This window comes from Sulfitobacter sp. 15WGC (assembly GCF_005068605.1).
Taxonomy (GTDB): domain Bacteria; phylum Pseudomonadota; class Alphaproteobacteria; order Rhodobacterales; family Rhodobacteraceae; genus Sulfitobacter; species Sulfitobacter faviae.
On record NZ_SZNL01000001.1, the window covers coordinates 17277 to 39489 of the forward strand.

Consider the following 22213-nt stretch of genomic DNA (forward strand, 5'->3'; position numbering starts at 1 on the left):
CATCGCGGTCGACCGCGGCGAGATCGCGGTGATCGTCGGCCCCAACGGCGCGGGCAAATCCACCGGCATGAAGGCGGTCTTCGGCATGCTCGACATGCGCAAGGGCCATGTGCGGCTGGATGGTGAAGACATAACCGAACTCAGCCCGCAGGACCGGGTGGCCAAGGGCATGGGTTTCGTGCCCCAAACCTCGAACATCTTCACCTCCATGTCGGTCGAAGAGAACCTTGAGATGGGCGCTTTCATCCGCCGCGATGACTTTCGCGATACGATGGCGCAGGTCTATGACCTTTTCCCGATCCTCAAGGAAAAGCGCAATCAGGCGGCGGGTGAACTGTCGGGCGGGCAACGCCAGCAGGTGGCCGTGGGCCGCGCGCTGATGACCCAGCCCAAGGTGCTGATGCTGGATGAGCCGACGGCGGGTGTCTCGCCCATCGTCATGGACGAGCTTTTCGACCGGATCATCGAGGTCGCCCGCACCGGCATCCCGATCCTGATGGTCGAACAAAACGCCCGTCAAGCGCTTGAAATCGCGGACAAAGGCTATGTGCTTGTGCAGGGGACGAATGCCTTTACCGGCACCGGCAAAGAGCTGTTGGCCGATCCTGAAGTCCGCAAATCGTTTCTGGGGGGCTGAACATGGATCTGCTCAACGCTTTCATTGCACTTTCGAACTATGTGCTCATTCCGGGCATTGCCTATGGCTCGCAGCTGGCGCTTGGCGCGCTTGGCGTGACGCTGGTCTACGGCATCCTGCGGTTTTCCAACTTCGCCCATGGCGACACGATGGCCATGGGCACCATGGCGACGATCTTGATGACATGGCTGTTCCAGTCTATGGGTCTGAGCCTCGGCGTGCTGCCGACGGCGCTTCTGGCCCTGCCCTTCGGCATTGCCTTTACCATGTTGCTGGTGCTCGGCACCGACAAGGTGGTCTACAAGTTCTACCGTGAACAAAAGGCCAAGCCGGTGATCCTCGTGATCGTCTCGCTCGGCGTGACCTTCATTTACAACGGCATCACCCGCTTCATCATCGGCGCGGATGATCAGAACTTCCTCGACGGCCAGCGCTTCATCATGTCGGCGCGGGATTTCAAGGAAATGACCGGCCTGCGCGAGGGTCTGGCCTTTAAGACCACCCAAGGCATCACCATCGTCACTGCGATCATCGTCGTCGCACTGCTGTTTTGGTTCCTCAACAAGACGCGAGCGGGCAAATCCATGCGCGCCTATTCCGATAACGAGGATCTGGCGCTCTTGTCCGGCATCAACCCCGAGCGTGTGGTGATGATCACATGGATGATCGTGGCCGCCTTGGCGACGATTGCGGGCACACTCTACGGCCTTGATAAGTCGTTCAAACCCTTCACCTATTTCCAGCTTCTGCTGCCGATATTCGCGGCGGCCATCGTCGGCGGGCTTGGCTCGCCGGTCGGGGCCATCGCGGGCGGTTTCGTGATCGCGTTTAGCGAGGTCACGATCACCTACGCGTGGAAAAAGGTGCTGGGCTATGTGATGCCCGAAGGGTTGCAGCCGGACGGCTTGGTGCAGCTCATGAGCACGGATTACAAATTTGCGGTCAGCTTCGTCATTCTTCTGATCGTTCTGCTGATCAAGCCCACCGGCCTGTTCAAGGGGAAATCGGTATGACCCAGACTGTGAAAAACACGATTCTTTTCGCGATCATCGCCTTGATGATCATCTACACCGGCTTTGCGCAAAGCTGGAACTCGGCTCTGCTGATCATCGCCATGGGTCTGATCTCTTCGATCATGGCGCTTGGGGTGAACCTGCAATGGGGCTTTGCGGGGCTGTTCAACGTGGGCGTCATGGGGTTTGTGGCGCTTGGCGGTTTGGCGGCTGTGCTGGTCTCCATGCCCCCGACCGAGGGCGCTTGGTCCACCGGTGGTTTCGCCATTCTGGGGGCGCTGGCGCTTGGGGCGGCCACCGTGGTGGCGGCGGTCATGCTGATGAAACGGATGGCGCCGGGCACGCTGCGCACGCTTTCGGTGATCGCGGTCTTGGTCATCGGCTTCTTCATCTTCCGTGGCCTGCTTGACCCCGCCGTTCAGGCGGTCGAGGCGATTAACCCCGCGCAAACCGGCTATCTCGGCGGGCTTGGCTTGCCGGTGCTGATCTCATGGCCAGTGGGCGGCCTCTTTGCCGCTGGCGCGGCGTGGCTGATCGGCAAGACAGCCCTTGGCCTGCGGTCGGATTACCTAGCGATTGCGACGCTGGGGATTGCCGAGATCATCATCGCGGTCCTAAAGAACGAAGACTGGATGAGCCGTGGCGTGAAGAACGTGATCGGCCTGCCCCGCCCCGTGCCTTATGAGATTGACCTGCAAAACAACCCCGCCTTCGTGGAACGTGCGGCGGGCCTTGGCTTTGATCCCGTGGACGCCTCGACGCTCTGGGTCAAACTGCTCTATATCGCGCTCTTCGCGGCGGTGCTGATCGTCCTGTTGTGGATGAGCCAGCGTGCGCTGCATTCCCCATGGGGCCGGATGCTGCGCGCGATCCGCGACAACGAGGTCGCGGCGGAGGCCATGGGCAAGGACGTGACAGCGCGGCATCTGCAGGTCTTCATCCTCGGCTCCGCCATCTGCGGGATCGCGGGGGCGATGATGACGACGATGGATAGCCAGTTGACGCCCGGCACCTACCAGCCGCTGCGCTTTACCTTCCTCATTTGGGTGATGGTGATCGTTGGCGGCTCGGGCAACAACTTCGGCGCGATCCTTGGTGGCTTCCTGATCTGGTTCCTCTGGGTGCAGGTTGAGCCGATGGGCCTGTGGCTGATGAACCTGATCACCGCGGGCATGTCCGAAGGGTCGGCCCTGAAGGCCCATCTGATCGAGAGCGCGGCGCATATGCGGCTTTTGACCATGGGCATTGTGCTGCTTCTGGTCCTGCGCTTCAGCCCGCGCGGGTTGATCCCCGAGCGGTGAATCCCGCTGAGCTTCACGATGTAAAAAGGGGCGCGGTTGCAATACCGCGCCCCTTTTTCATTTCTCAGGCCGCTTCAGCGCCCCTTGAACAATCCGCCCAAGATGCCGCGCACGATACGGCGCCCGGTGGTGCCTTTCAGTTCTTTGATCACCGCGCTCGCGATGGCATCGCCGAAACCGTCCGTCGCCTTGCGGCTTGTCCGGCTGCCGCCGCTGCGTGCCCCGCCATAGCGGCGGGCCTTCTGGAATTCTCGCGCGGCTGCGTCCTCGGCCTCTGCCGCGGCTTCGATCTTTTCCGCCTCTTTGGCCGCCGCTTCTGCGCGGGCCTTCAGCATTTCATAGGCTGACTCGCGGTCCTGCACGGTCTCGTATTTCCCTGCTAAATCAGAGTCCGCCAGCACCGCCGCGCGCTCCGCCACAGTGATCGGGCCGAGCCGCGAAGACGGGGGCCGGATCAAGGTACGCTCCACCACGCCCGGCACGCCCTTGCGTTGCAGCATGGAGGTCACGGCCTCCCCAACACCGACCTCGCGGATCGCCTCTTCGGTGTCGAAGCGCGGGTTCTCGCGGTAGGTCTCGGCGGCTTGGCGCAGTTCCTTGCGGTCCCGCGCGGTAAAGGCGCGTAGCGCGTGCTGGATACGGTTGCCAAGCTGGCCGAGGATATCGTCGGGCACATCGGCGGGGTTCTGGGTCACGAAATAAACCCCGACGCCTTTGGAGCGGATGAGCCGCGCCACCTGCTCCACCTTATCGACCAGCGCCTTGGGCGCATCGTCAAACAGCAGATGTGCCTCGTCAAAGAAGAACACGAGTTTCGGTTTGTCGGGGTCGCCCACCTCAGGCAGTTCTTCGAACAGTTCGGACATGAGCCACAGCAGGAAAGTCGCATAGAGTTTGGGCGAGGCCATGAGCTTGTCAGCGGCGAGGATGTTGATCCGCCCGCGCCCTTCGGCATCGCCGCGCATGAGGTCCGAGAGCGCCAGCGCCGGCTCGCCAAACAACTGCGCGCAGCCTTGGTTCTCCAGCACCAGCAGCCGCCGTTGAATGGTGCCGACGGAGGCGGTCGAGACATTGCCATAGCGCAGCGCCAAGTCCTTCGCATTCTCTCCCACCCAGACCAGCAGGGATTGCAGGTCTTTCAGGTCCAAAAGCGGCATCCCCTCCTCATCGGCCACGCGGAAGGCGATGTTCAGGATGCCCTCCTGCGCCTCGGACAGGCTGAGCAACCGCGCGATGAGCAGCGGCCCCATCTCGGAAACCGTGGTGCGGACAGGGTGGCCCTGCTCACCAAAGAGATCCCAAAAGGTGACCGGGAAGGATTGATAGCGATAGTCGTCAAAGCCGATCTTGGCCGCGCGTTCGGTGAAAGCGCCGTGCAGTTTGGCGGCCTCGCTCCCCGCGACGGCAAGGCCGGACAGATCGCCCTTCACATCCGATAGGAACACCGGCACCCCGGCATTGGCAAAACCCTCGGCAAGGATTTGCAGCGTCACTGTTTTGCCCGTGCCCGTCGCCCCCGCGATCAGCCCGTGACGGTTGGCATAGCCAAGATCGAGGAATTGCTTTGTCGCATGGTCGGGACCGCCGCCGCCGATAAAGATGTCACTGCTCACGCTGGGGCCTTTCTGTCAATTTTAGCCATTCGTCCGTTCCACTAGAGCATACAAACTTAACCTTTGCGCGCCATAGTGAAGGCATCCCGCTCGCATGTCCTTTCATCGGGTGGGTGTACTTCCTCCCTGTTAGACTTGGCCGCGCCTTCGGGTGCGGCCCTTTTTCTGCCAGGGGCCGTGCTAAAACCCTGACAGATTGTCGCATTTTTCCTGTTGACCGGCATCACGCGCTTGCCTAACGTGGCATTAATAAGTCGGCCCAGTCCGACGGGGAGAAAGTACACCGAAAGGGGGCGCGCTGCGTCCCCTTTTGCATTTCTGGCGTTTAAGCCTCTGACATCGCGGGAAAACCGCGACTGCGGGGTCGGCATGAAATTGCCCGAACCTTGATCGAAATGCGGCTCTGGCCACTGACAATCCCGGGGCGGCGTGGTAAGGGGCGGTAACGCAACAAATGTGGATATGACATGAGCAAGTTTATGACCGCCCTGCCGCTTTGTGCAGCGCTTGCACTGACGGCCCCAATGACGGCTTTCGCCCAGACCGCCACGGAAGAAGACACCGCCCAGACCGAAGAGCAGCAGCCCCAGCCCGGCACCAGCGGCAATGCTTCGCAGATCGAAGAGCAGCTGAGCCTTGGTGAAGATGCGGACAAAGACCCCGATCTGGGCAAGCCCTACACCAAGAAAGAAATCGGTGCTTGGGAGATGCGCTGCATCAAGACCGAGGAAGAGGTCGACCCCTGCCAGATGTACCAACTCCTCGCCGATGGCGAAGGCGCGCCGGTTGCCGAAGTCTCGCTCTTCCGTCTGCCCGGCGGTGGTCAGGCCAAGGCCGGTGCCACGGTTGTTGTCCCGCTTGAGACCGCCCTGCCCGCGCAGCTGACCCTGTCGGTCGACGGTGGCAAGGCCCGCCGCTATCCCTATGCCTTCTGCAACCCCGTGGGCTGCTATGTGCGCATGGGTCTGACCGATGCCGATATCGGCGCCTTCAAGCGCGGCAAGGAAGCGGTGCTGACCATCGTGCCCGCTCTGGCCCCGGATCAGGAAGTGAAACTGACCCTCTCGCTCGACGGGTTCACTGCCAGCTACGACGAAGTCTCGGTGATCGAGCAGTAAGACTGGATTTTACCGATTTGAATGCCGCGCCCGACCTCGGGGGCGGCATTTTTTTATGGCCGGGCGTCGCTCAGGCGCGGCGCAGCGCCAGCACGGCGTTCATCCCACCAAAGGCAAAAGCATTGCTGAGCGCCACATCAACCTGCGCTTCGCGCGCCTCATTGGGCACGACGTCGAGCGCGCATTCCGGGTCGGGTTCCTCATAGCCAATGGTCGGCGCGATCACCCCGTCGCGCAGCGCCATGATACAGGCCAAAAGCTCGACCGCGCCGGTGCCGCCGATGATATGACCATGCATCGATTTGCTGGAAGAGATCATCAACCGGTCCGCATGGGTGCCAAAGACATCCGCCACGGCGGCGCATTCGGTCTTGTCATTCGCCGCCGTTCCAGTCCCATGTGCGTTGATATAGCCGACCTCTTCGCGGTTGATCCCCGCATCGGCCAGTGCGCCCTGCATCGCCCGCGCGGCTCCCGCCTTGGAGGGCATGACGATATCGCTGGCATCCGAGGTCATAGCGAACCCCGCGACTTCGCAGAGGATCTCGGCTCCCCTCGCGCGCGCGTGTTCATAGTCTTCAAAGACAAAGACACCCGCGCCCTCGCCTTGCACCATTCCGTTGCGATTGGCTGAGAAGGGGCGGCAGGCATCGCGGCTCATCACGCGCAGCCCTTCCCAAGCCTTCACCCCGCCGAAGCAGAGCATGGATTCCGATCCGCCCGTCACCATCACCGGGCTCCTGCCTGAGCGAACCATCGCGAAGGCCTGCGCCATGGCGTGGTTCGACGAGGCACAGGCGGTGGAGACGGTGAAAGACGGCCCGCGCAGGTTCCATTCCATGCTGACATGGCTGGCGGCGGCGTTGTTCATCAGCTTGGGCACCACGAAGGGATGCACCCGGTTTTTGCCCTCTTCGTAGACCGCGCGGTAATTATCGTCCCATGTCGAGACACCGCCCCCCGCCGTGCCCAGCACCACCCCTGCGCGGGCGGCCAAGTCATCGGTGAAGGTCAGGCCCGATTGTTCGATCGCTTCGCGCGCGGCGGTGAGGGTGAATTGCGTGAACCGATCATAGAGCGCGATTTGCTGGCGGTTGTAGCGGCCCTCGGCCTCGAACCCGCGCACCTGACCGCCGATGCGGATGGCCAGCCGCTCCACATCCCGGAACTCCAGCGGACCGATGCCGCATTTGCCCTCGCGCATGGCCGCCAGCGTCTCGGGCACCGACAGGCCCAAAGCGTTGATCGTGCCCGCGCCGGTGATGACAACGCGCCGCATCGATCAGCTCTGTTCGGCTTGCAGCCGTTCGACCCCGGCGACGACGCTGCGCACGGTCGAGATGTCGAAATCGCTTTCGCTGGGGCTGTTGGCGTTGAAAGGCACGTTGATGTCGAATGTCTCTTCAATCGCAAAGATGCATTCCACAACCCCCATGCTGTCGATCCCGAGGTCTTCGAGCGTACTGTCGAGCGTGACATCCTCCGGCTCGATCATGGCCTGTTCGGCGAGGATGGTAATGACCTGATCCTGAGTGTTCATGCGGCGTCCCCCAACATATGTCCGCGGCAGGTTTAGTCAGCCTTGTCGGCTTTGGAAACCACCTTTTGCAGGGCCGCGACATCGCGCAGCAGCTTGGGCAAACGGCGCAGCGCTTTGTAGATTTCGGTCTGCTTGCTCATTTGGGTGGCGGGGTAGCCCAACATGGTGCGTCCCTCGGGCACGTTGGAGAGCACAATGGTCCCCCCGCCCGCGATCACCCGGTCGCCAATGGTGATATTGTCGGCCAGACCGACCTGCCCGCCGAGCACCACATTGTCGCCCACGCGGGTCGAGCCGCCAACGCCCGCCTGCCCGCAGAGCAGGCAGTTTTTGCCGATCACCGCGTTGTGGCCGATATGCACGAGGTTGTCGATTTTGGTGCCGTCGCCGACCTGCGTGTCGCGGATGGTGCCGTTGTCGATGGTGGAACCCATGCCCATTTCGACATCCGCGCCGATGGTCACAGCGCCAAGCGAATGGATACGGGTCCAAGGCTGCGGGGCGGCATCGCCCTGATCGCCGAGCGTTTGCCGCGCGCTTTCCACGGTGGACAGCTCGGCCGTCACGAAAGAGAAACCGTCGCCGCCCAAGCGCACGCCCGACTGCGCGATGAAACCCGATCCAATGGTGACCCGCGCGCCGATGCTGACATGTTCGCGCAGAAAACAGCCGTCACCCAATGTCGCATCCACGCCAACAAAACACAGCGGCCCGATGACGCTGCCCGCGCCGATCCGCGCCCCGGCAGAGATCACCGCCAAGGGGCCGACCGAGACGCCTTCGCCCAGCACGGCCTCGGGGTCGATCGCGGCGGTGGGGTGAATGCCCGGCTTGAACCCCTGCCCCTTGTCGAGCATCCGCGTCACGCCGGAAAGCGCATAGCGCGGACGGTTGGGCAAGATCGCGGCCTTGAGGCCCAGAGCGCGCCAGTCAGCCCCTTCCCAAAGCATCGCCACTTCGGCGGCGCCATCGGAAAGGCTGCTGGCATAGCGCGGGTCCATCGCCAGCGCCATTTCGCCCGATTTGGCGCTGGCGGGTTCCGCGACGCCGCTTACCTTGAGTTCGATGTCGCCCTCGGCGCTGGCGCCGACGGCTTTGGCGATTTGCTGAACACTATAGGTCATTTCGGGCGGCCCTTACTTGTTGCGCGCCCGAGAGTTACCCCTGAACGCCGCGCAAGGCCACCCCCGCCTTGGAGAGCGCGTTCCAGATCAGCGCATCCCGGCCATATACGTCATCGCGGTATTCGGTATGGCCGCGCGCATTGGTCACGGCGGTGCGGTAGATCAGATGCACCGGCACCTGCTCTTCGAGAACGACGCGCGTCTCGCGCCCGCTGCGCAGAATGGCCTGAAACTCACCTTCCGGGTCTGCCGATTGCGGGGCCAGCAGCGCATAGGCGAATTCAAAGGGCTCGGCCAGACGCACGCAACCATGGCTGAAGGCACGCACGTCGCGGGCAAACAGGCTCTTGGCCGGGGTGTCATGCAGGTAGATGTTGTATTTGTTGGGGAACATGAACTTCACCAGACCCAAGGCATTGGTCTTGCTGGGCGGTTGGCGCATGGAGAAGGGGAAGGTCCGCGCGGTGTAGCGGTTAAAGTTCACCGCGCCGCGGTTCACCTTGCGGCCCCGGCTGTCGGTAATCTCGATATGGTTGACCGCATAGGGGTTGCGCTTGAGCTGCGGCAGGTATTCCCCAGTGACGATCGACCGCGGCACATACCAGCTGGGATTGACCACCATATGCTCCATCACGTCCGAGAATTCGGGCGTCGGGCGGTCCTCGCGCGCGGCCCCTACCACCGAGCGGGTCTGGAAGGTGATCTTGCCATCGTCGATGATCTTGGCCGAGAAATCGGGGATGTTCACAAGGATATGACGTTTGCCGCGGTCGGTGTTGAACCAACGCTCACGCTCAAGTGCGACCATGACCGATTGCAGCCGCTGCTCAACGCCAATGTTGATCTGTTTCATCGTGGCCGGACCGGCAACGCCATCGGTGTTCAGCCCGTGGGCCTCTTGGAACTGGCGCACGGCTTCGGTCAGGCTGGCGTCATAGCCCACGGCATTGGACCGCTCCAGAAAGCCCATGGCGATCAGACGGTTGCGCAGGGCAATGACGTCATTCCCGGTATCGCCCGGCTCAAGCTTGCCCGCAGGCACCGAGGGGCCCCAGCCGCCCTGCGACAGCAGCTTTTCCATCGCGATCTTCTCTTTCAGCAGCGCATTATACTCAAGGCTGCGCGGCGGCAGGGCGCGGAAATAAGCGGCGGGCGTGGATTCGGGCAGGTCTTGCAGATAGGTCTTCCGGTCACGGTAGGGGATTTCGCGCACGATCTGGCTGATGATCCGTTTGGGGATCAGCACACCGGTCTGCACGTCGCGGGCATAGCGCAGGAACACGCGGCTCAACTCCACCTCGGCGAATCCGCGATCACGCGGGGTCTCGGCCGTGCGCAGCATCTCCAACACTGCATCGGGGTTGTAACGGGTGACCGGCAGGCCATGATCATCCGCCGTGGTGATCGCCCGCATCAGTTCCGACCGGCGCGCGCGGTGTTCTTCGGCTGCCCCTGTCCAGATGGCGGTATAATCGTTCTCACGGTAGAAGGCGGCGATGTCATCGTCTTGGGCAGCAGCTTCGGCGACGGCTTGTTTGAAGGCGGTGACCTGCGCCGTGGCAGGCGCGGCAAGGACCAGGGCCGAAATCAACAGGGCAAACCCTGCGATAAATTTGGACAGTTGCCGTGAAAAAGTCGCGCTGAATCCCATGTCGTACCCCGTGAATATACCATTGCCGCCGCGCGACCCTATTGCCTGCCCGGTTTGCCAATAATACTACGCGCAAGTCCATTCAAATTTCCGTTCGCAGGAAAAACGCGTGATGGCCTGTGCGGATTGCGCATCGGTTGCCCCTGCAAACATTGAGTTTTTTAACCGCATTGCGCAAAAACTTGCCTAAATTTGAACCACTCGGGAACCATTCCGATTCAGCCCTTGGTCAGGTTTTCCCGCTATGCAATAACAATGTTGCATCTGGGGATGAGATGAATGGCCCATGTAACATCTTGGGTAACTTAGGCAGACGACGGGACAGAGACACATGACAGGCAAAAGCTCCTCGGGGATGACCCGGCGCGCCCTTCTCGGCGCATTCGCAGCAACCACCGTTGCAGCAGCTCCCACCTTCTCGAACGCGGCAGGCTTTCTGCGGGGCGCAGGCGACATTCGCCGCATCCGCATGTATTCGGGCCGCACCGGTGAGCGGTTGGACATGATCTATTGGATCGAAGGTCACTATATCAAAGACGCCTTTGCCGAGATCAACCACTTCATGCGCGACTGGCGGACCGACGATGTCATCAACATGGACCTGCGCACCATCGATATCATGGCCGCGTCGCATAATCTGCTGGATGTGAACGAGCCCTATATGCTCCTCTCCGGCTACCGCAGCCCGAAAACCAACGCGATGCTGCGCTCCCGTTCCAGCGGTGTGGCCAAGAATTCGCTGCACCTCAAAGGTCAGGCCGCTGACCTGCGCCTCGCCTCGCGCTCGGTGCATCAGGTGGCCCGCGCGGCGATGGCTTGTCGCGGTGGCGGCGTCGGGCGCTACTCCGGCTCCAACTTCACCCATATGGACTGCGGCACAGTGCGCAGCTGGGGCGGCTGATCGCAGCCTCTCGGACGGGATGAGTCAATTGTTAAGGGCGCCTTCGGGTGCCTTTTTTGTTGCGCGATATTGTCGCCGGTGGGCTTTCGCTGGCCGTGGTACGGCTCTACGGTCGCGCCAAACACATGCCGGGGAGAGAAATGCAGATAAAGACGGCGCGCATTGCGGTGATCGGTTTCGGGCCGCGCGCCTTGGCGCGTTGGAGGCTCTGTCGCAACGGCTTACGGGGACCGAAGGGCGGATACAGATCGACATTTATGAACCCGGCCCCCATCCCGGCGCGGGTCCGAACTTCGCCCCCTCCGAGCCTGCCTATTGTCTGCTTAACATCCCTAACCGCGATATCGCGATCCGCCCGCCAAAGGGGTCGCTGGTCGGGCATTTCGCGGAGTGGCAAGACCGCGCCGTAGATCCCGACAGTTTCCCCTCTCGCGCCGAAATGGGCCGCTACCTCATGGCGCGGCGGGAGGATCTTTTTGCCCGGGGTTTTACGAAAACGGGCGTGACTTGCAGGGTGATCCCCGCCGCTGTGGACCGCATCTCGCCCGAGGGGGCGGGTTGGCGTGTGCAATCGGAAAGCGGGGCGGAGGCGCCATATGACGAAGTGCTCCTCACCCTCGGGCAGCCCCCTGTCGAGCCGGACGCGCAATGGGCCGATTGGCAAGAGCACGCAGCGCGGCGCGAGGCAGAAGTCGCGCAGGCTATCCAGCGGCGGATCTGCGCGCGCGGGCGGCGGCATGGCAGGGCAAGCACGTCGCGGTCCGGGGCTTGGGGCTGTCGACCTATGATGTGTTGCGCGGTCTGACCATGGGACAGGGCGGGCGCTTCGACGCGGCGGGTTATCATGCCTCGGGCCGGGAGCCCTGCCGCATTCTGCCCTTCTCGCTCAACGGGCAACCCCCCTTCCCCAAGCCACAGGCTGCCGGCTTCGACGCGCTGTTCGATCCCACATCGGAAGAGACCACGGGCTTCTCAGAAGCGGCCATCGCTGCGGTCGATGCGGGACCCGAGGCGGCGCCTTCGTTGATCTCTGACGCCCTCCTCCCCGTGGTCGCGCGTATCCTTGCACCTCAGAATGTGCGGGTGACGGAAATCGCGGACTGGCTTAACGTCGAATGGTCAGACCCCGGCGCGCAGGACCAGTTGCCTCCAATGAAGGCGCTGCGTCACGGGATAGAACTGGCCGCCGGAGAGGTCGCGCCGAGTATTGGCTACACGCTTGGCCAAGTCTGGCGCAAATGGCAAGACACATGGCGTGCGGCATTCAATCCCCGCGACGCGTCGCCCCAGACAGCCAAGCGGCTGATAGACTTCGATGAGGGGCTGAAACGATATTCCTACGGCCCGCACCTCGCCTCCGCCCGGGAGCTTTTGGCGCTGATCGACGCGGGGCTGGTCGACCTGTCCTTCGCCACCAATCCAGAGATCACGAACAGCGCGCAAGGCTGGACATTGCAGGCGGAGGGGCACGCGGCGGAGGTGTCGGTCATCGTCGATGCGGTGCTGCCTGCGCCGAACCTCTCGAGCATCGCAGCACCGCCCCTGCCCGATCTCATCTCCCAAGGTTTGCTCTCCCAGCTGTCATCCGATCTGGCCGCCGCGACCGCGCCTGACGGGACGCTGCGCGCCCCTGACGGACGCCCCGTGCCCGGCCTTTGCCTGTTGGGGCGGCTGGCGCTCGGCAGTGTGACGGCGGTGGATTCCCTGCACGATTGCTTTGGCCAATCCGCCGGCCGTTGGGCGCAGTGCGTGATCGACAGGCTGTCGGTTTGACGCGCTGCCGCTTGGCTACAACAGTTTGTGATCCGGCTCGCGCGATGGAACGGCAAGGCGCTGAAACGGTTTCCCTTTCAACACGAGATTGAAGAATAGGGGAACGACGCAATGAAGAGACGACATTTCATCACCGGTGTAGCCGCCAGCGGTGCCGCATTCGGCGGTGGCCTTGCCACGCCCGCATTGGCGCATCCGCCCAAGGAAATGCCGAGCTATGACGTGCCGCCAGAGATGATGCCGCGCAAAGTGCCAATCGCGGCGGGCGCGCCGCCCTATGAAATCCACGTCGATCCCGACAATTTCGCGCTCTACTGGACACTGCCCGACAATATGGCGTGGCGCTATACCGTGGGCGTGGGCCGCCCCGGTCTTTATGAATCCGGTGAGTTCTACGTTGGTGCCAAGAAGGAATGGCCGAGCTGGACCCCGACACCGGGTATGATTGACCGCGAACCGGAGAAATACAAGAAATACGCCGATGGTATGGAAGGCGGTTTGGACAATCCGCTGGGGTCGCGTGCCCTCTATCTCTTCACCGAGGAGCGCGGCGATACCTTCCTGCGCATCCATGGCACCAATGACCCCAGCACATTGGGCAAACGCGTCTCGAACGGCTGTGCCCGTTTGGTGAACGATCAGATGGCCGAGCTTTATGACCGCGTGCCAATGAACACCCGCGTGGTGCTTTACGAACCCATCGGCTGAGTTTTCTTTCGGCCACATCAAGCAGCCCGGAGCGGAGAATATCCGCTTCGGGCTTTTTTGTGCCTCTCTGTCGACCTGTAGGATTGAAACATTTCACACGGGCCAAAGAGGTTTGGGTGCGGTGGCGGCACACACGTTTCTGCGACGACTGTGTAACAGGTCTTGAACGCTCTTCGCGGGGCCGGCCAATGTCATAAGTCCCGTTCCGCGGCATGGTGATAACTTATTAAAAACAGTATCTTATGCGGATATGTCAATTTGTTACGATCCAGTCGCGCCGGGTCTCGTTCTGACACCGGGCCGTGATCCGAGTTGCTTTGTAACCGCCCCTCACCGCGCCTTAATATCATTGCATCGAACGGGCCTCCCGACATCCCCGCCTCTCCCCAGAGCGAGAAAGCCGACGCCCTTTCCCAAACCTGAAAGGACTAGAACAATGAAACTCTTTATCGCAACCGCCGCCGCCACTCTGATCGCCACCGCGAGCTTCGCAGGCCAGTCGACACGCTACGAAGACCTGCGCTTGGACACGTCCCTAACGGCTGATGTCGTCCATGCCGCGGATGCCGGTGAAACCCGCCCTAATGAGCGCGCCGCTGACCTGCGGTTGGAAACATTCTCGGACGAGAGTGCGCCGGTCGCCACCTTCTCGACCAGCGGCCCCGTGAGCAGCTTGGGCGAAGGTTTCGCCTATGGTGGTTACGGCGCGGGCAACGACTCCCGCTAAACTGTCATAGGTAGACCCGAGAGAGCCCGGCCCGAAAGGTGCCGGGCTTTTTTCTTGCAGGCGGAGCCGCATGGCCCGATGGGCAACAACTTCTTTCTGGAAAAAAGGGAAAATGGCGGAGCGACAGGGATTCGAACCCTGGAGACGGTCTCCCGCCTACACACTTTCCAGGCGTGCGCCTTCGACCACTCGGCCACCGCTCCGTTGAGGCGGGGTTTAGCTTGGGGGGGCAGTGAGTTGCAAGAGCGAATTCCCCCCAGAGAGGATAAATTTATCTAACCGCCCAGATGAACATAGACCCGGCGGTTCAAACGGCCCTTTTTCTCAATCTTTCCAAGGCGAAGCCCGCCGATCTCGCCGGTGCGCGCGACATGGGTGCCGCCGCAGGGCTGTAGATCAATGGGGTCTTGCGCCTCTCCGATGCGGATCAGGCGAATGTCCCCTCGTCCGCGGGGCGGGGCGACCGACATGGTTTTGACCAGTTCGGGCGCGGCGTCCAATTCGGCCTCGGTGATCCAGTCCTCGCTCACCCGCGCGTCGAGGGAGACGAAGTGATTTAATGCCTCCTCCAGTTCCTCTCGGGCCTGCGGCGCATCGGGCATGTTAAAATCGAGCCGCCCATGGGTGGCCGAAATCTGTCCGCCCGTAACCGGATGTGGAATGACGACGGACAAAAGATGCAGCGCCGTATGCACGCGCATATGTTTATGGCGACGGTCCCAGTCGAGTTCCTGTTTCACGAAAGCCCCCACCGGCGGCAAGGGACGCGGCTCTGCCGGGACCAGCGCGATGCCGCCGCTGTCGCGGTCGCGCACCGTGGTCGCGATGGTGAGCTCTTGCTTGTCCCAGGTCAGCCATCCGCTGTCGCCCGGCTGCCCGCCGCCCGTGGGGTAGAACAGGGAATTGTCCAAGATCACCCCCCCTTCGGGCGTATGGGCCGCCACGCGGGCCGGGGCATCGCGCAGATAGGTCTCGGTCCGGTAGAGCTCGCTCGTCATGCCTGCGGCTCCGCCTTGTCGCTGCCGTCTTGGACGCTGGCACTGGTCGCGTGCTGCAAGGTCTCAGGGTTGCGCAGCCATAGGTCGCGTTGGGCAAAGGGAATTTCGATCCCTTCCTCTTTGAAACGCGCGGCGATGGCGTGGTTGATGTCGTTCTTGACCTTCATCATCCAATTCACGTCCCGCAGGTAACAGCGCACCTCGAACTCCAGCGCATCGGCCCCGAAGTTCAAGAACAGGACCGCGGGCGGCGGGTTGGTCAGCACGATGGGCTGCGCCTCGGCGATCTCTTGCAGGATGCCTTCGATCCGTTTGGTGTCGGTGCCGTAAGCCACGCCCACGGGCACGATAAGGCGGCCCACGGTATTGCCGCGGGTGTAGTTGGTGACCGTGCCGCTGATCAGGTCGGCATTGGGCACGATCACATCGGTGCGGTCGAAGGTTTCGATCCTTGTGGAACGCACCGAGATGTCGCGCACATAGCCCATCTGGCCGCCCACCTCGATCCAATCCCCTTCGGAGATCGGGCGTTCGATCAACAGGATGATGCCCGAGACGAAGTTCGACACCACGTTTTGCAGGCCGAAACCGATACCGACCGAAAGTGCCCCGGCAACATAGGCCAGCGCAGAAAGGTCGATCCCCGCCCCGGTGATGGCGAGCAGCGCGGCGAGGAAAATCCCCACATAGCCGATCCCCGAGACGATGGCGTTCTGCCCGCCGATGTCCATCCGCGTCTTGGGCAGGACGTTGCTGCGCAGCGCCCCTTGGATCAGTCGGGTGACGGCATAGCCGATCACGAAGATCACCGCGAAGGAGAGGAAATCCGTGGGACGGATCCGCGTCTCGCCAAAGGCGAAGCCCCGGCTGAACAGCGCCCAAAGCTCAGTTAGGTCGGTGACCCGCGCGCCATGCCATGCCAGCGCCATCACAGGCAGCGACAGCAGCAGCAGGATCAGGCCAAAGAAGACGGGCATCAGCGCGTCGCGTGCCTGCACCCCTTGCCCGGTCATGGCACCGTAAACATCGGCCAAGAAGCGTTGCAGCGTCATCACCAGCCCCAGAAGCACCAGCGTGGTGACATAGGGCGGCAGCAGCGAAACGGCGGCGTTGTAATAGCCGCTGATCAGCAAGAGGGGCGCCACCACGGCCACGATCATCGCGCCCAAGCCCAGCCCGCGCACGACGCGGTTCAGCGTCGAGGTCCGCGGCTCTTCGGCGGCGGAGACATCTTCTGTCACCGGATCGCTATAACCGCGCAGAATTTTCCCGATGCGGAACAGGGCAAAGGCGCTCAGCAGCATTACCGGCAGGCGCAGCACGGCCTCGGTGGTTTCTGCCGGTTGCTGGCCGTCGAAAATGGCGGTGATGATGGCGCCAATGATGACGGTGACGGTGATAATGCTGACGTAGAAACGAACCGCTTTGCGCTCAGCCGCGGGCAGCAGGATCAGCGCCTCGTCCTCATCGCGAGAGAACACCCGTTCGGCGACCCAGCGAACACCCAGCATCGCGCCGCCGATCACCGGGATCAGCTGCACAAGGGTTGAGCCGCGCGGGCCGAGCCAATCGGTCGCCAAGACGGCCATGGCCAGTAAGACCAGACCCACCGTGGGCAGGATGATCCGCAAAAGAGACACGACAAAGCGCCAGATGCCAAAGCCGCGCGCGCCGAATTGCTGAAGCCGACCCACAATCGCGGTCGACCAATGATGGCCACGGAAGATCAGCACCAAGCCCAGAATGGTGAGAGCCAGAACCGCAGGGAGAGAGGAACGCAGGCTGCGTCGCGCCGTGTCGGCATCGTCAGGCGCTTCGGCGGCGATCTCGCCCGCCGCTGTCGCCAGATCGTCTATCGCGGTGCGCCAATGGACGGGGTTGAGCGGCGTGGGCACCACCTCCATCAACTGCTCGGTCTGGCGTTCGCGCAGGGCCACGTCGATCTGCCCGATCAGCGCATCGGCGCGCAGATATGCCGCTTCGGCCCGCTGAACCGGCGTCAGCAGGGTGTTGAGCTGTCGGTTCAACTCTTCACGGTTGGCGGCGACTTCGGGGGATTCCGGCTCGGCCCCCTCGCCCTCGGGCGGGGTTCCGAGCGCGGCCAATTGTTCGCGCAGCGCGCTGATCCGCGCGGCATTCAGGTTGCGCGCCGCGTCGAACTCGGCACGGTAATCCACCAGCCGGGCGCGCTGCACCTCCAGCATGGTTTCGGTGGTATCGGGGGCGTCCACCGCCTCTTCAGCCGAAGAGGCGACGGTTTCCCATTGGTCGAAATCCGGCAGAACCGGTTCCTGTGCGACAGCAGCGCCGGTCAGCCAGACCAGCAACGCGGTAAGGCCAAGGGCGAAGCGGAGCATTTGGGTCATGTATCCTCGAAAACACCTGGGATGGATTGCGGCGCGGCATCAAGCCAAGCGGGCGTCGGCAGCCCCTTCTCGCGCAGGAACTCCGGGTTGAAGAGTTTGGATTGATAGCGCGTGCCGAAGTCGCACAGCACGGTCACGATGGTATGGCCCGGCCCCATCTCTTTCGCCAAACGCATGGCCCCGGCGACGTTGACGCCCGAGGAGGCACCAAGGCAGAGCCCCTCATTCTCCAGCAGGTCAAAGACGACCGGCAGCGCCTCTTCGTCTGAGATGTTGTAGGAATAGTCGGGCTTGAACCCTTCGAGGTTCGCGGTGATCCGCCCCTGACCGATGCCCTCGGCGATGGAACTGCCTTCGGATTTCAACTCGCCTTCGGTATAGTAGCTGTGCAGCGCCGCGCCATCGGGATCGGCCAGTGCGATCTTCACGCCCTTGGGTTGCAGCGCCATGGCCACGCCGACGAGCGTGCCGCCCGAACCGACCGCGCAGCAAAAGCCATCGACCTCGCCGCCGGTCTGTTCCCAAATCTCGGGGCCAGTGGTTTCGATATGGGCTTGCCGGTTGGCGGTATTGTCGAACTGGTTGGCCCAAATCACCCCCTCGGGCGTGGTCTTGGCCAATTCCTTGGCCAAACGCTCGGAATAGCGGACGAAGTTATTGGGGTTCTTGTAGGGTGCGGCGGGCACCTGCACCAATTCCGCACCGGCCAGCCGAAGCATGTCTTTCTTTTCCTGCGACTGGGTCTCAGGGATGACGATGACGGTCTTGAACCCCATCGACGCGCCCACCAGCGCAAGCCCGATGCCGGTGTTGCCCGCGGTGCCCTCAACAATGGTGCCGCCGGGCTTCAACTCACCCCGTGCGATGGCGTCGCGGATGATGAACAGCGCCGCGCGGTCCTTGACCGATTGGCCGGGGTTCATGAACTCCGCCTTGCCCAAGATTTCGCAGCCGGTCTCTTCGCTCGCGCCGCGCAGCCGGATCAGCGGTGTGTTTCCAATGGCCTCGGCCAGATCTTTAGCAACCTGCATGTTTGCCCCCAGTTCATGTTCCGTCCGGTTTAGCTGTCGCGCCTTCGGACCTCAAGCGTTCGCGGTGGCGGGCAAGCCAATAGGCGCTTGCCACCAATGGCGCATTGGCCAGCGCCTGCGCATCGGCCAAGGCCATCAGATCATCGAATGACATAAGATGCGACCGGATATCCTCGCCCTCCGCAGCCAAACCGCCGGTGCCGATGATATGATCCGGCAAATCCGCCAATCCCACGAAAATGTGAAAGAATTCCGTCGCATTCCCGGGGGAGGCATAGACGTTTCCGACCGGTTCCAAGGCGCCCAAGGTGATCCCCGCCTCCTCACGCGCCTCGCGCCGCGCGGCGGCCTGCGGTGTCTCGCCGGGGTCGATATGGCCCGCGATGGGCTCCAACTGCCAGCGGGTATGATCGCCGCGCGCCAGCGGGCCCATGCGGATTTGCTCGACCAGCAGCACGCGGTCGCGCAGCGGGTCATAGGGCAGCACCAAAGCTGCATCCGCGCTGACAAAAACCGCGCGGTCAATCTGCGCCGACATGCTGCCGTCAAAGGTCTCATGCCGCAGCGAGATTTCATCAAGGGCGAAGAAGTTCGCGTAAACGCGGCGGCGGTCGGTCACCTCGACCTTGCCATCGAGCGCCAGCGGATCATGCATGCCCTGTGTCGCCAGCACCTGCTGATGGGCCCGGCGGCGGATCATCGGAAACATCGCATCGACCTCGGCCCGCGGGCGCTTGCCCATATAGCTCATCACTTCGCGCGCGGCGTGGCAGGAAAGCGCGGCCCAATCACGCTCCCATTCAGGCAAGGACCATGGCCCCTGCGCGGTCCAGCGCCCGGGCTGGGGGAGATAGACCTCGGCCCCCTGCCCGTCTGCAAGTGTCACCGGGACCAAATCATAGTCGAACGCGCCTTCATAGAAGTCGAGCCGCGCGAAATCATCCGCGCTCAGGCCCCGCACCAGCAAGCCCTCGGCCTGCGCGCCATCGCGCGTCTCAATCGTGGGAAACGGGCCTTCGGCGGCGGCAGAGACTTGGTAGCCGGGCAGATTGGCGGGGCTGAGGTCAATCGCCTTGGCGGAGCGGCCAAGCACGATTTCCAACAGCGGCAGATGCCGCAGGGTGCCGTAGATAAAGAGATGTCGCATGGGGATCAGGGCCAACGGTTATAAGCAAATTCGGTCAAAAGCCCTGCAATCATGCCCCCGACGACAAGCGCCACGCCGATGGGCACGGTGGCGATCATCAGACCGAATTCCGCGCCGATCTGGAAGACGGCGACGATGGCCTCGAAGGGATCGTCATAGCGGTTGCGCAACGCCAGCCGAACCATTTCATTCGCCGCCTGCAAGAAGATCGCCCAGAGCATCAGCACGAAGACCCCGGCAAAACCGTTGTTGATCGCAGCCACGATGCCCCGGCCCGCGCGCCGGCCCATCACGCGCCAGCCCACGATGAGGCCAAGCACCACGTTAAGCGGCAGGAAATACCCGAAATCCGTGCTTTCCGGCATCAGTGGCACCACCATGCCCGACAGGACAAAGGCCAGCACGGCGAGTGAGATCGCCGCCATAAGTCGCGCACCAGTCGGCATTTTTCGGCTCCTTGCGGGGGCGGACCGCAGGGGCGGTCACACAGGTCGCCGTACCGTAATCTGCGTCACGTCGCAATTGCCACTGTCAAATGTCGCGGCACAGGAAGTGAGGTAAAAATTCCACATCCGGCGAAAGCGTTCGTCAAAGCCAAGCGTGGTGATCTGATCCCATTTCTCGTTAAAGGTCTCATGCCAACGGCGCAGGGTGATGTCATAGCTTTTGCCAAATTCGATCGACCGGTCGACCACCAGCCCTGCCCGCTCGACCTGCCCCCGCAGGATCGTGGGGCTGGGCAACATGCCGCCGGGGAAGATGTATTTTTGGATGAAATCCACTCCGCGTTTGTAGACCTCCCAACGGCGGTCGGCGACGGTGATGATTTGCAAGGTCGCGGCGCGGCCCGGTTTCAGACGTTGGTGCAGCGTATCGAAGTAGACCGGCCAGTATTTCTCGCCCACCGCCTCGAACATCTCGATGCTGGCGATGCCGTCATAGCTCTCGGTCTCATCGCGGTAGTCTTGCAGTTTGAAGGTCACGCGGTCCGAGAGGCCCGCCTTGGCGATCCGCTCCTGCGCGTAGTTGAACTGCTCTTGGCTGATGGTCAGCGCGGTCACTTTCAGCCCGCGTTCGGCTGCGGCATATTCCGCAAAACCGCCCCAGCCGCAGCCGATTTCCAAGACATGATCGCCGGGCTGCACGCCCATCTGATCGACCATGGATTTGTATTTCGCCCGCTGCGCGGCCTCCAGCGATTGCTGGGCGTCGCCCTCGAAAATGGCCGAGGAATAGGTCATCGTATCATCCAGCCAGAGGCTGTAGAACGCATTGCCGAGATCGTAGTGATAGCTGATGTTGCGCTTGGCCTGTTTGCGGTTGTTGCGCTGAAGCCAAAAGCGGAACTTCTCGAACTGACGCAGCAGCCCTTGGCCGGGGAAACCATCATAGACCGTCTCATTCCCCGCATGGACCAAATCCATGAAGGCTTGCAGGTCCGGCGTCGACCACCACTCATCTAGATAGGCGTCGCAAAAGCCCAGATCGCCCTCGCGGATCAACCGTGCGAAAAGGTCATCGTTATGGATATGCAGTTCCGCCACCGGGCCGGGCTTGGCTCCTTCGGCGCGGAACACGCGGCCATCAGGCAGGATAAAGTCCACCCGCCCGTGCTGCATCTCCTGCGCCATGGCGAAGACCTGCGGGAAATAGCGGGGCAGACCTTTCTGCCCCTCGGTGGTCGTAAGCTTCATACCTCGGTTCCGTTCTTGTTCTGGCCTACTGTAACCGCAGGCTGCTGTTTCGCAAAAAGTTAAAAGTCGCGGTTGCGGTAGGCGTCGAGCGCCCGTTCCCGCCCTTCTGACAGATCGACGATCGGATCGGGGTAATCATCCTCTGGGCTCCGGCCCCAGCGGCGTGGGATCGCGGCGAAATAGGCCAGCGCCTCGTCACTCGGTTTCGCGCGGCCCTCGGCGATCCAACGGCGGGTGTAGTCGCGCCCCTTGTCGAAACGATCAAGCTGGGTCTCGGGGTTGAAAATGCGAAAGAACGGCGTCGCATCGGGGCCGGATCCTGCGGCCCATTGCCAGCCCATCGCATTATTGGCCGGATCCCAGTCGATCAAGTGTTCTTCGAACCACTTTTGCCCGATCCGCCAATGGCACATCAGGTGCTTGGTCAGATAGCTCGCCACGATCATGCGACCCCGGTTGTGCATGCGCCCCGTGACCTGCAATTCGCGCATGGCCGCGTCGACGAAAGGCACCCCGGTGCGCCCCTGTTTCCACGCCAGCACCTCGGCGCGGCGCTCGTCCTCGTTCCATGGGAAAGCCTGCCATTCCTCGCGCCAGTTTTGGTCAAGGATGCGCGGCGTGTGATACATCAGGTGATAAGCAAACTCGCGCCATGCGAGTTCCTTGAGGAAGGTCTCAGCCCCGCGCTTGCCCTCCTGCATGGCCCGCTGGCCCGCGTGCCAGCACTGGGCCGGGCTGATCTCACCTAATGACAGGTTTTCCGACAGGGCCGAGGTCCCGTCTTCGCCCGGCATGTCGCGGCTTTCGTCATAGCCTTCGACGATATGGGCCATGAATGAGCCAAGCCGGGCCTGAGCCGCGGCCCCCCCCA

General features: G+C 62.5%; 20 protein-coding genes and 1 tRNA gene. 8 read left to right on the forward strand and 13 right to left on the reverse strand.

Annotated elements, in window-relative coordinates:
• From FCK22_RS00090 to FCK22_RS00100, 3 genes are all read left to right on the forward strand, one after another.
• Window positions 1-637 (forward strand): ABC transporter ATP-binding protein (locus FCK22_RS00090; RefSeq protein WP_136720138.1); only part of this gene is annotated, 637 nt, incomplete at its 5' end.
• A 2-nt stretch (window positions 638-639) separates the two neighbouring features.
• Window positions 640-1650: a branched-chain amino acid ABC transporter permease gene (locus tag FCK22_RS00095; RefSeq protein WP_067261483.1), complete on the forward strand. Its 1011-nt coding sequence runs from the start codon at window positions 640-642 to the stop codon at window positions 1648-1650.
• A complete protein-coding gene (locus tag FCK22_RS00100) occupies window positions 1647-2951 on the forward strand; it encodes a branched-chain amino acid ABC transporter permease (protein WP_067261481.1) in 1305 nt (434 codons plus the stop codon). Before FCK22_RS00095 ends, FCK22_RS00100 begins: the two co-directional genes overlap by 4 nt.
• Before the next feature lie 74 nt (window positions 2952-3025).
• On the opposite strand, the gene FCK22_RS00105 is transcribed toward FCK22_RS00100, so the two are convergent.
• A complete protein-coding gene (locus FCK22_RS00105; protein ID WP_136720115.1) occupies window positions 3026-4564 on the reverse strand; it encodes a helicase HerA-like domain-containing protein in 1539 nt (512 codons plus the stop codon).
• Window positions 4565-5031: 467 nt separating this feature from the next.
• Between FCK22_RS00105 and FCK22_RS00110 the strand changes: the two genes are divergently transcribed.
• The gene (locus tag FCK22_RS00110) at window positions 5032-5682 is read left to right on the forward strand and encodes an invasion associated locus B family protein (protein ID WP_067267361.1); all 651 of its coding nucleotides are present in this window, start codon (window positions 5032-5034) and stop codon (window positions 5680-5682) included.
• A gap of 70 nt (window positions 5683-5752) precedes the next feature.
• On the opposite strand, the gene FCK22_RS00115 is transcribed toward FCK22_RS00110, so the two are convergent.
• From FCK22_RS00115 to FCK22_RS00130, 4 genes are read right to left on the reverse strand one after another with little or no spacing between them, the layout of a single operon-like run.
• A complete protein-coding gene (locus tag FCK22_RS00115; protein ID WP_136720116.1) occupies window positions 5753-6961 on the reverse strand; it encodes a beta-ketoacyl-[acyl-carrier-protein] synthase family protein in 1209 nt (402 codons plus the stop codon).
• Window positions 6962-6964: 3 nt separating this feature from the next.
• Window positions 6965-7222 (reverse strand): acyl carrier protein, encoded by a 258-nt coding sequence (locus tag FCK22_RS00120; protein WP_067267365.1) that lies wholly within the window; start codon window positions 7220-7222, stop codon window positions 6965-6967.
• A 32-nt stretch (window positions 7223-7254) separates the two neighbouring features.
• The gene (gene lpxD, locus FCK22_RS00125) at window positions 7255-8346 is read right to left on the reverse strand and encodes a UDP-3-O-(3-hydroxymyristoyl)glucosamine N-acyltransferase (RefSeq protein WP_067267367.1); all 1092 of its coding nucleotides are present in this window, start codon (window positions 8344-8346) and stop codon (window positions 7255-7257) included.
• 34 nt (window positions 8347-8380) lie between these two features.
• On the reverse strand, window positions 8381-9997 hold the full coding sequence (locus FCK22_RS00130; protein WP_082852127.1) for a L,D-transpeptidase family protein: 1617 nt from the start codon (window positions 9995-9997) through the stop codon (window positions 8381-8383).
• 331 nt (window positions 9998-10328) lie between these two features.
• On the opposite strand from FCK22_RS00130, the gene FCK22_RS00135 reads away from it, so the two are divergent.
• From FCK22_RS00135 to FCK22_RS00155, 4 genes are all read left to right on the forward strand, one after another.
• Window positions 10329-10898, forward strand: coding sequence for a DUF882 domain-containing protein (locus tag FCK22_RS00135; RefSeq protein ID WP_067267369.1), 570 nt, complete (start codon window positions 10329-10331; stop codon window positions 10896-10898).
• A gap of 657 nt (window positions 10899-11555) precedes the next feature.
• Window positions 11556-12671: a hypothetical protein gene (locus tag FCK22_RS00145; RefSeq protein ID WP_248646391.1), complete on the forward strand. Its 1116-nt coding sequence runs from the start codon at window positions 11556-11558 to the stop codon at window positions 12669-12671.
• Window positions 12672-12878: 207 nt separating this feature from the next.
• Window positions 12879-13379, forward strand: coding sequence for a L,D-transpeptidase (locus tag FCK22_RS00150; RefSeq protein WP_082852128.1), 501 nt, complete (start codon window positions 12879-12881; stop codon window positions 13377-13379).
• A 436-nt stretch (window positions 13380-13815) separates the two neighbouring features.
• The gene (locus FCK22_RS00155; protein ID WP_067266706.1) at window positions 13816-14106 is read left to right on the forward strand and encodes a hypothetical protein; all 291 of its coding nucleotides are present in this window, start codon (window positions 13816-13818) and stop codon (window positions 14104-14106) included.
• 113 nt (window positions 14107-14219) lie between these two features.
• Here the strand turns inward: FCK22_RS00155 and FCK22_RS00160 are convergent.
• The 8 genes from FCK22_RS00160 to FCK22_RS00195 all read right to left on the reverse strand — a co-directional run.
• Window positions 14220-14309, reverse strand: a tRNA-Ser gene (locus FCK22_RS00160).
• A gap of 72 nt (window positions 14310-14381) precedes the next feature.
• Entirely contained in the window at window positions 14382-15104 is a 723-nt protein-coding gene (locus FCK22_RS00165; protein ID WP_067266704.1) for an alanyl-tRNA editing protein, read from the reverse strand.
• Complete coding sequence (locus FCK22_RS00170; RefSeq protein WP_136720119.1) at window positions 15101-17470, reverse strand: DUF3772 domain-containing protein; 2370 nt, start codon at window positions 17468-17470, stop codon at window positions 15101-15103. Before FCK22_RS00170 ends, FCK22_RS00165 begins: the two co-directional genes overlap by 4 nt.
• Window positions 17467-18501, reverse strand: a complete 1035-nt coding sequence (locus FCK22_RS00175) for a cysteine synthase A (protein WP_067266701.1) — start codon at window positions 18499-18501, stop codon at window positions 17467-17469. Before FCK22_RS00175 ends, FCK22_RS00170 begins: the two co-directional genes overlap by 4 nt.
• A gap of 13 nt (window positions 18502-18514) precedes the next feature.
• Entirely contained in the window at window positions 18515-19648 is a 1134-nt protein-coding gene (locus FCK22_RS00180) for an NUDIX domain-containing protein (protein ID WP_067266711.1), read from the reverse strand.
• A gap of 5 nt (window positions 19649-19653) precedes the next feature.
• Window positions 19654-20094: a TrgA family protein gene (locus FCK22_RS00185; protein ID WP_067266699.1), complete on the reverse strand. Its 441-nt coding sequence runs from the start codon at window positions 20092-20094 to the stop codon at window positions 19654-19656.
• Between the two features lie 36 nt (window positions 20095-20130).
• Window positions 20131-21342: a cyclopropane-fatty-acyl-phospholipid synthase family protein gene (locus FCK22_RS00190; protein ID WP_067266698.1), complete on the reverse strand. Its 1212-nt coding sequence runs from the start codon at window positions 21340-21342 to the stop codon at window positions 20131-20133.
• A gap of 59 nt (window positions 21343-21401) precedes the next feature.
• On the reverse strand, window positions 21402-22213 hold an 812-nt coding region (locus FCK22_RS00195), incomplete at its 5' end, for a deoxyribodipyrimidine photo-lyase (protein ID WP_136720140.1).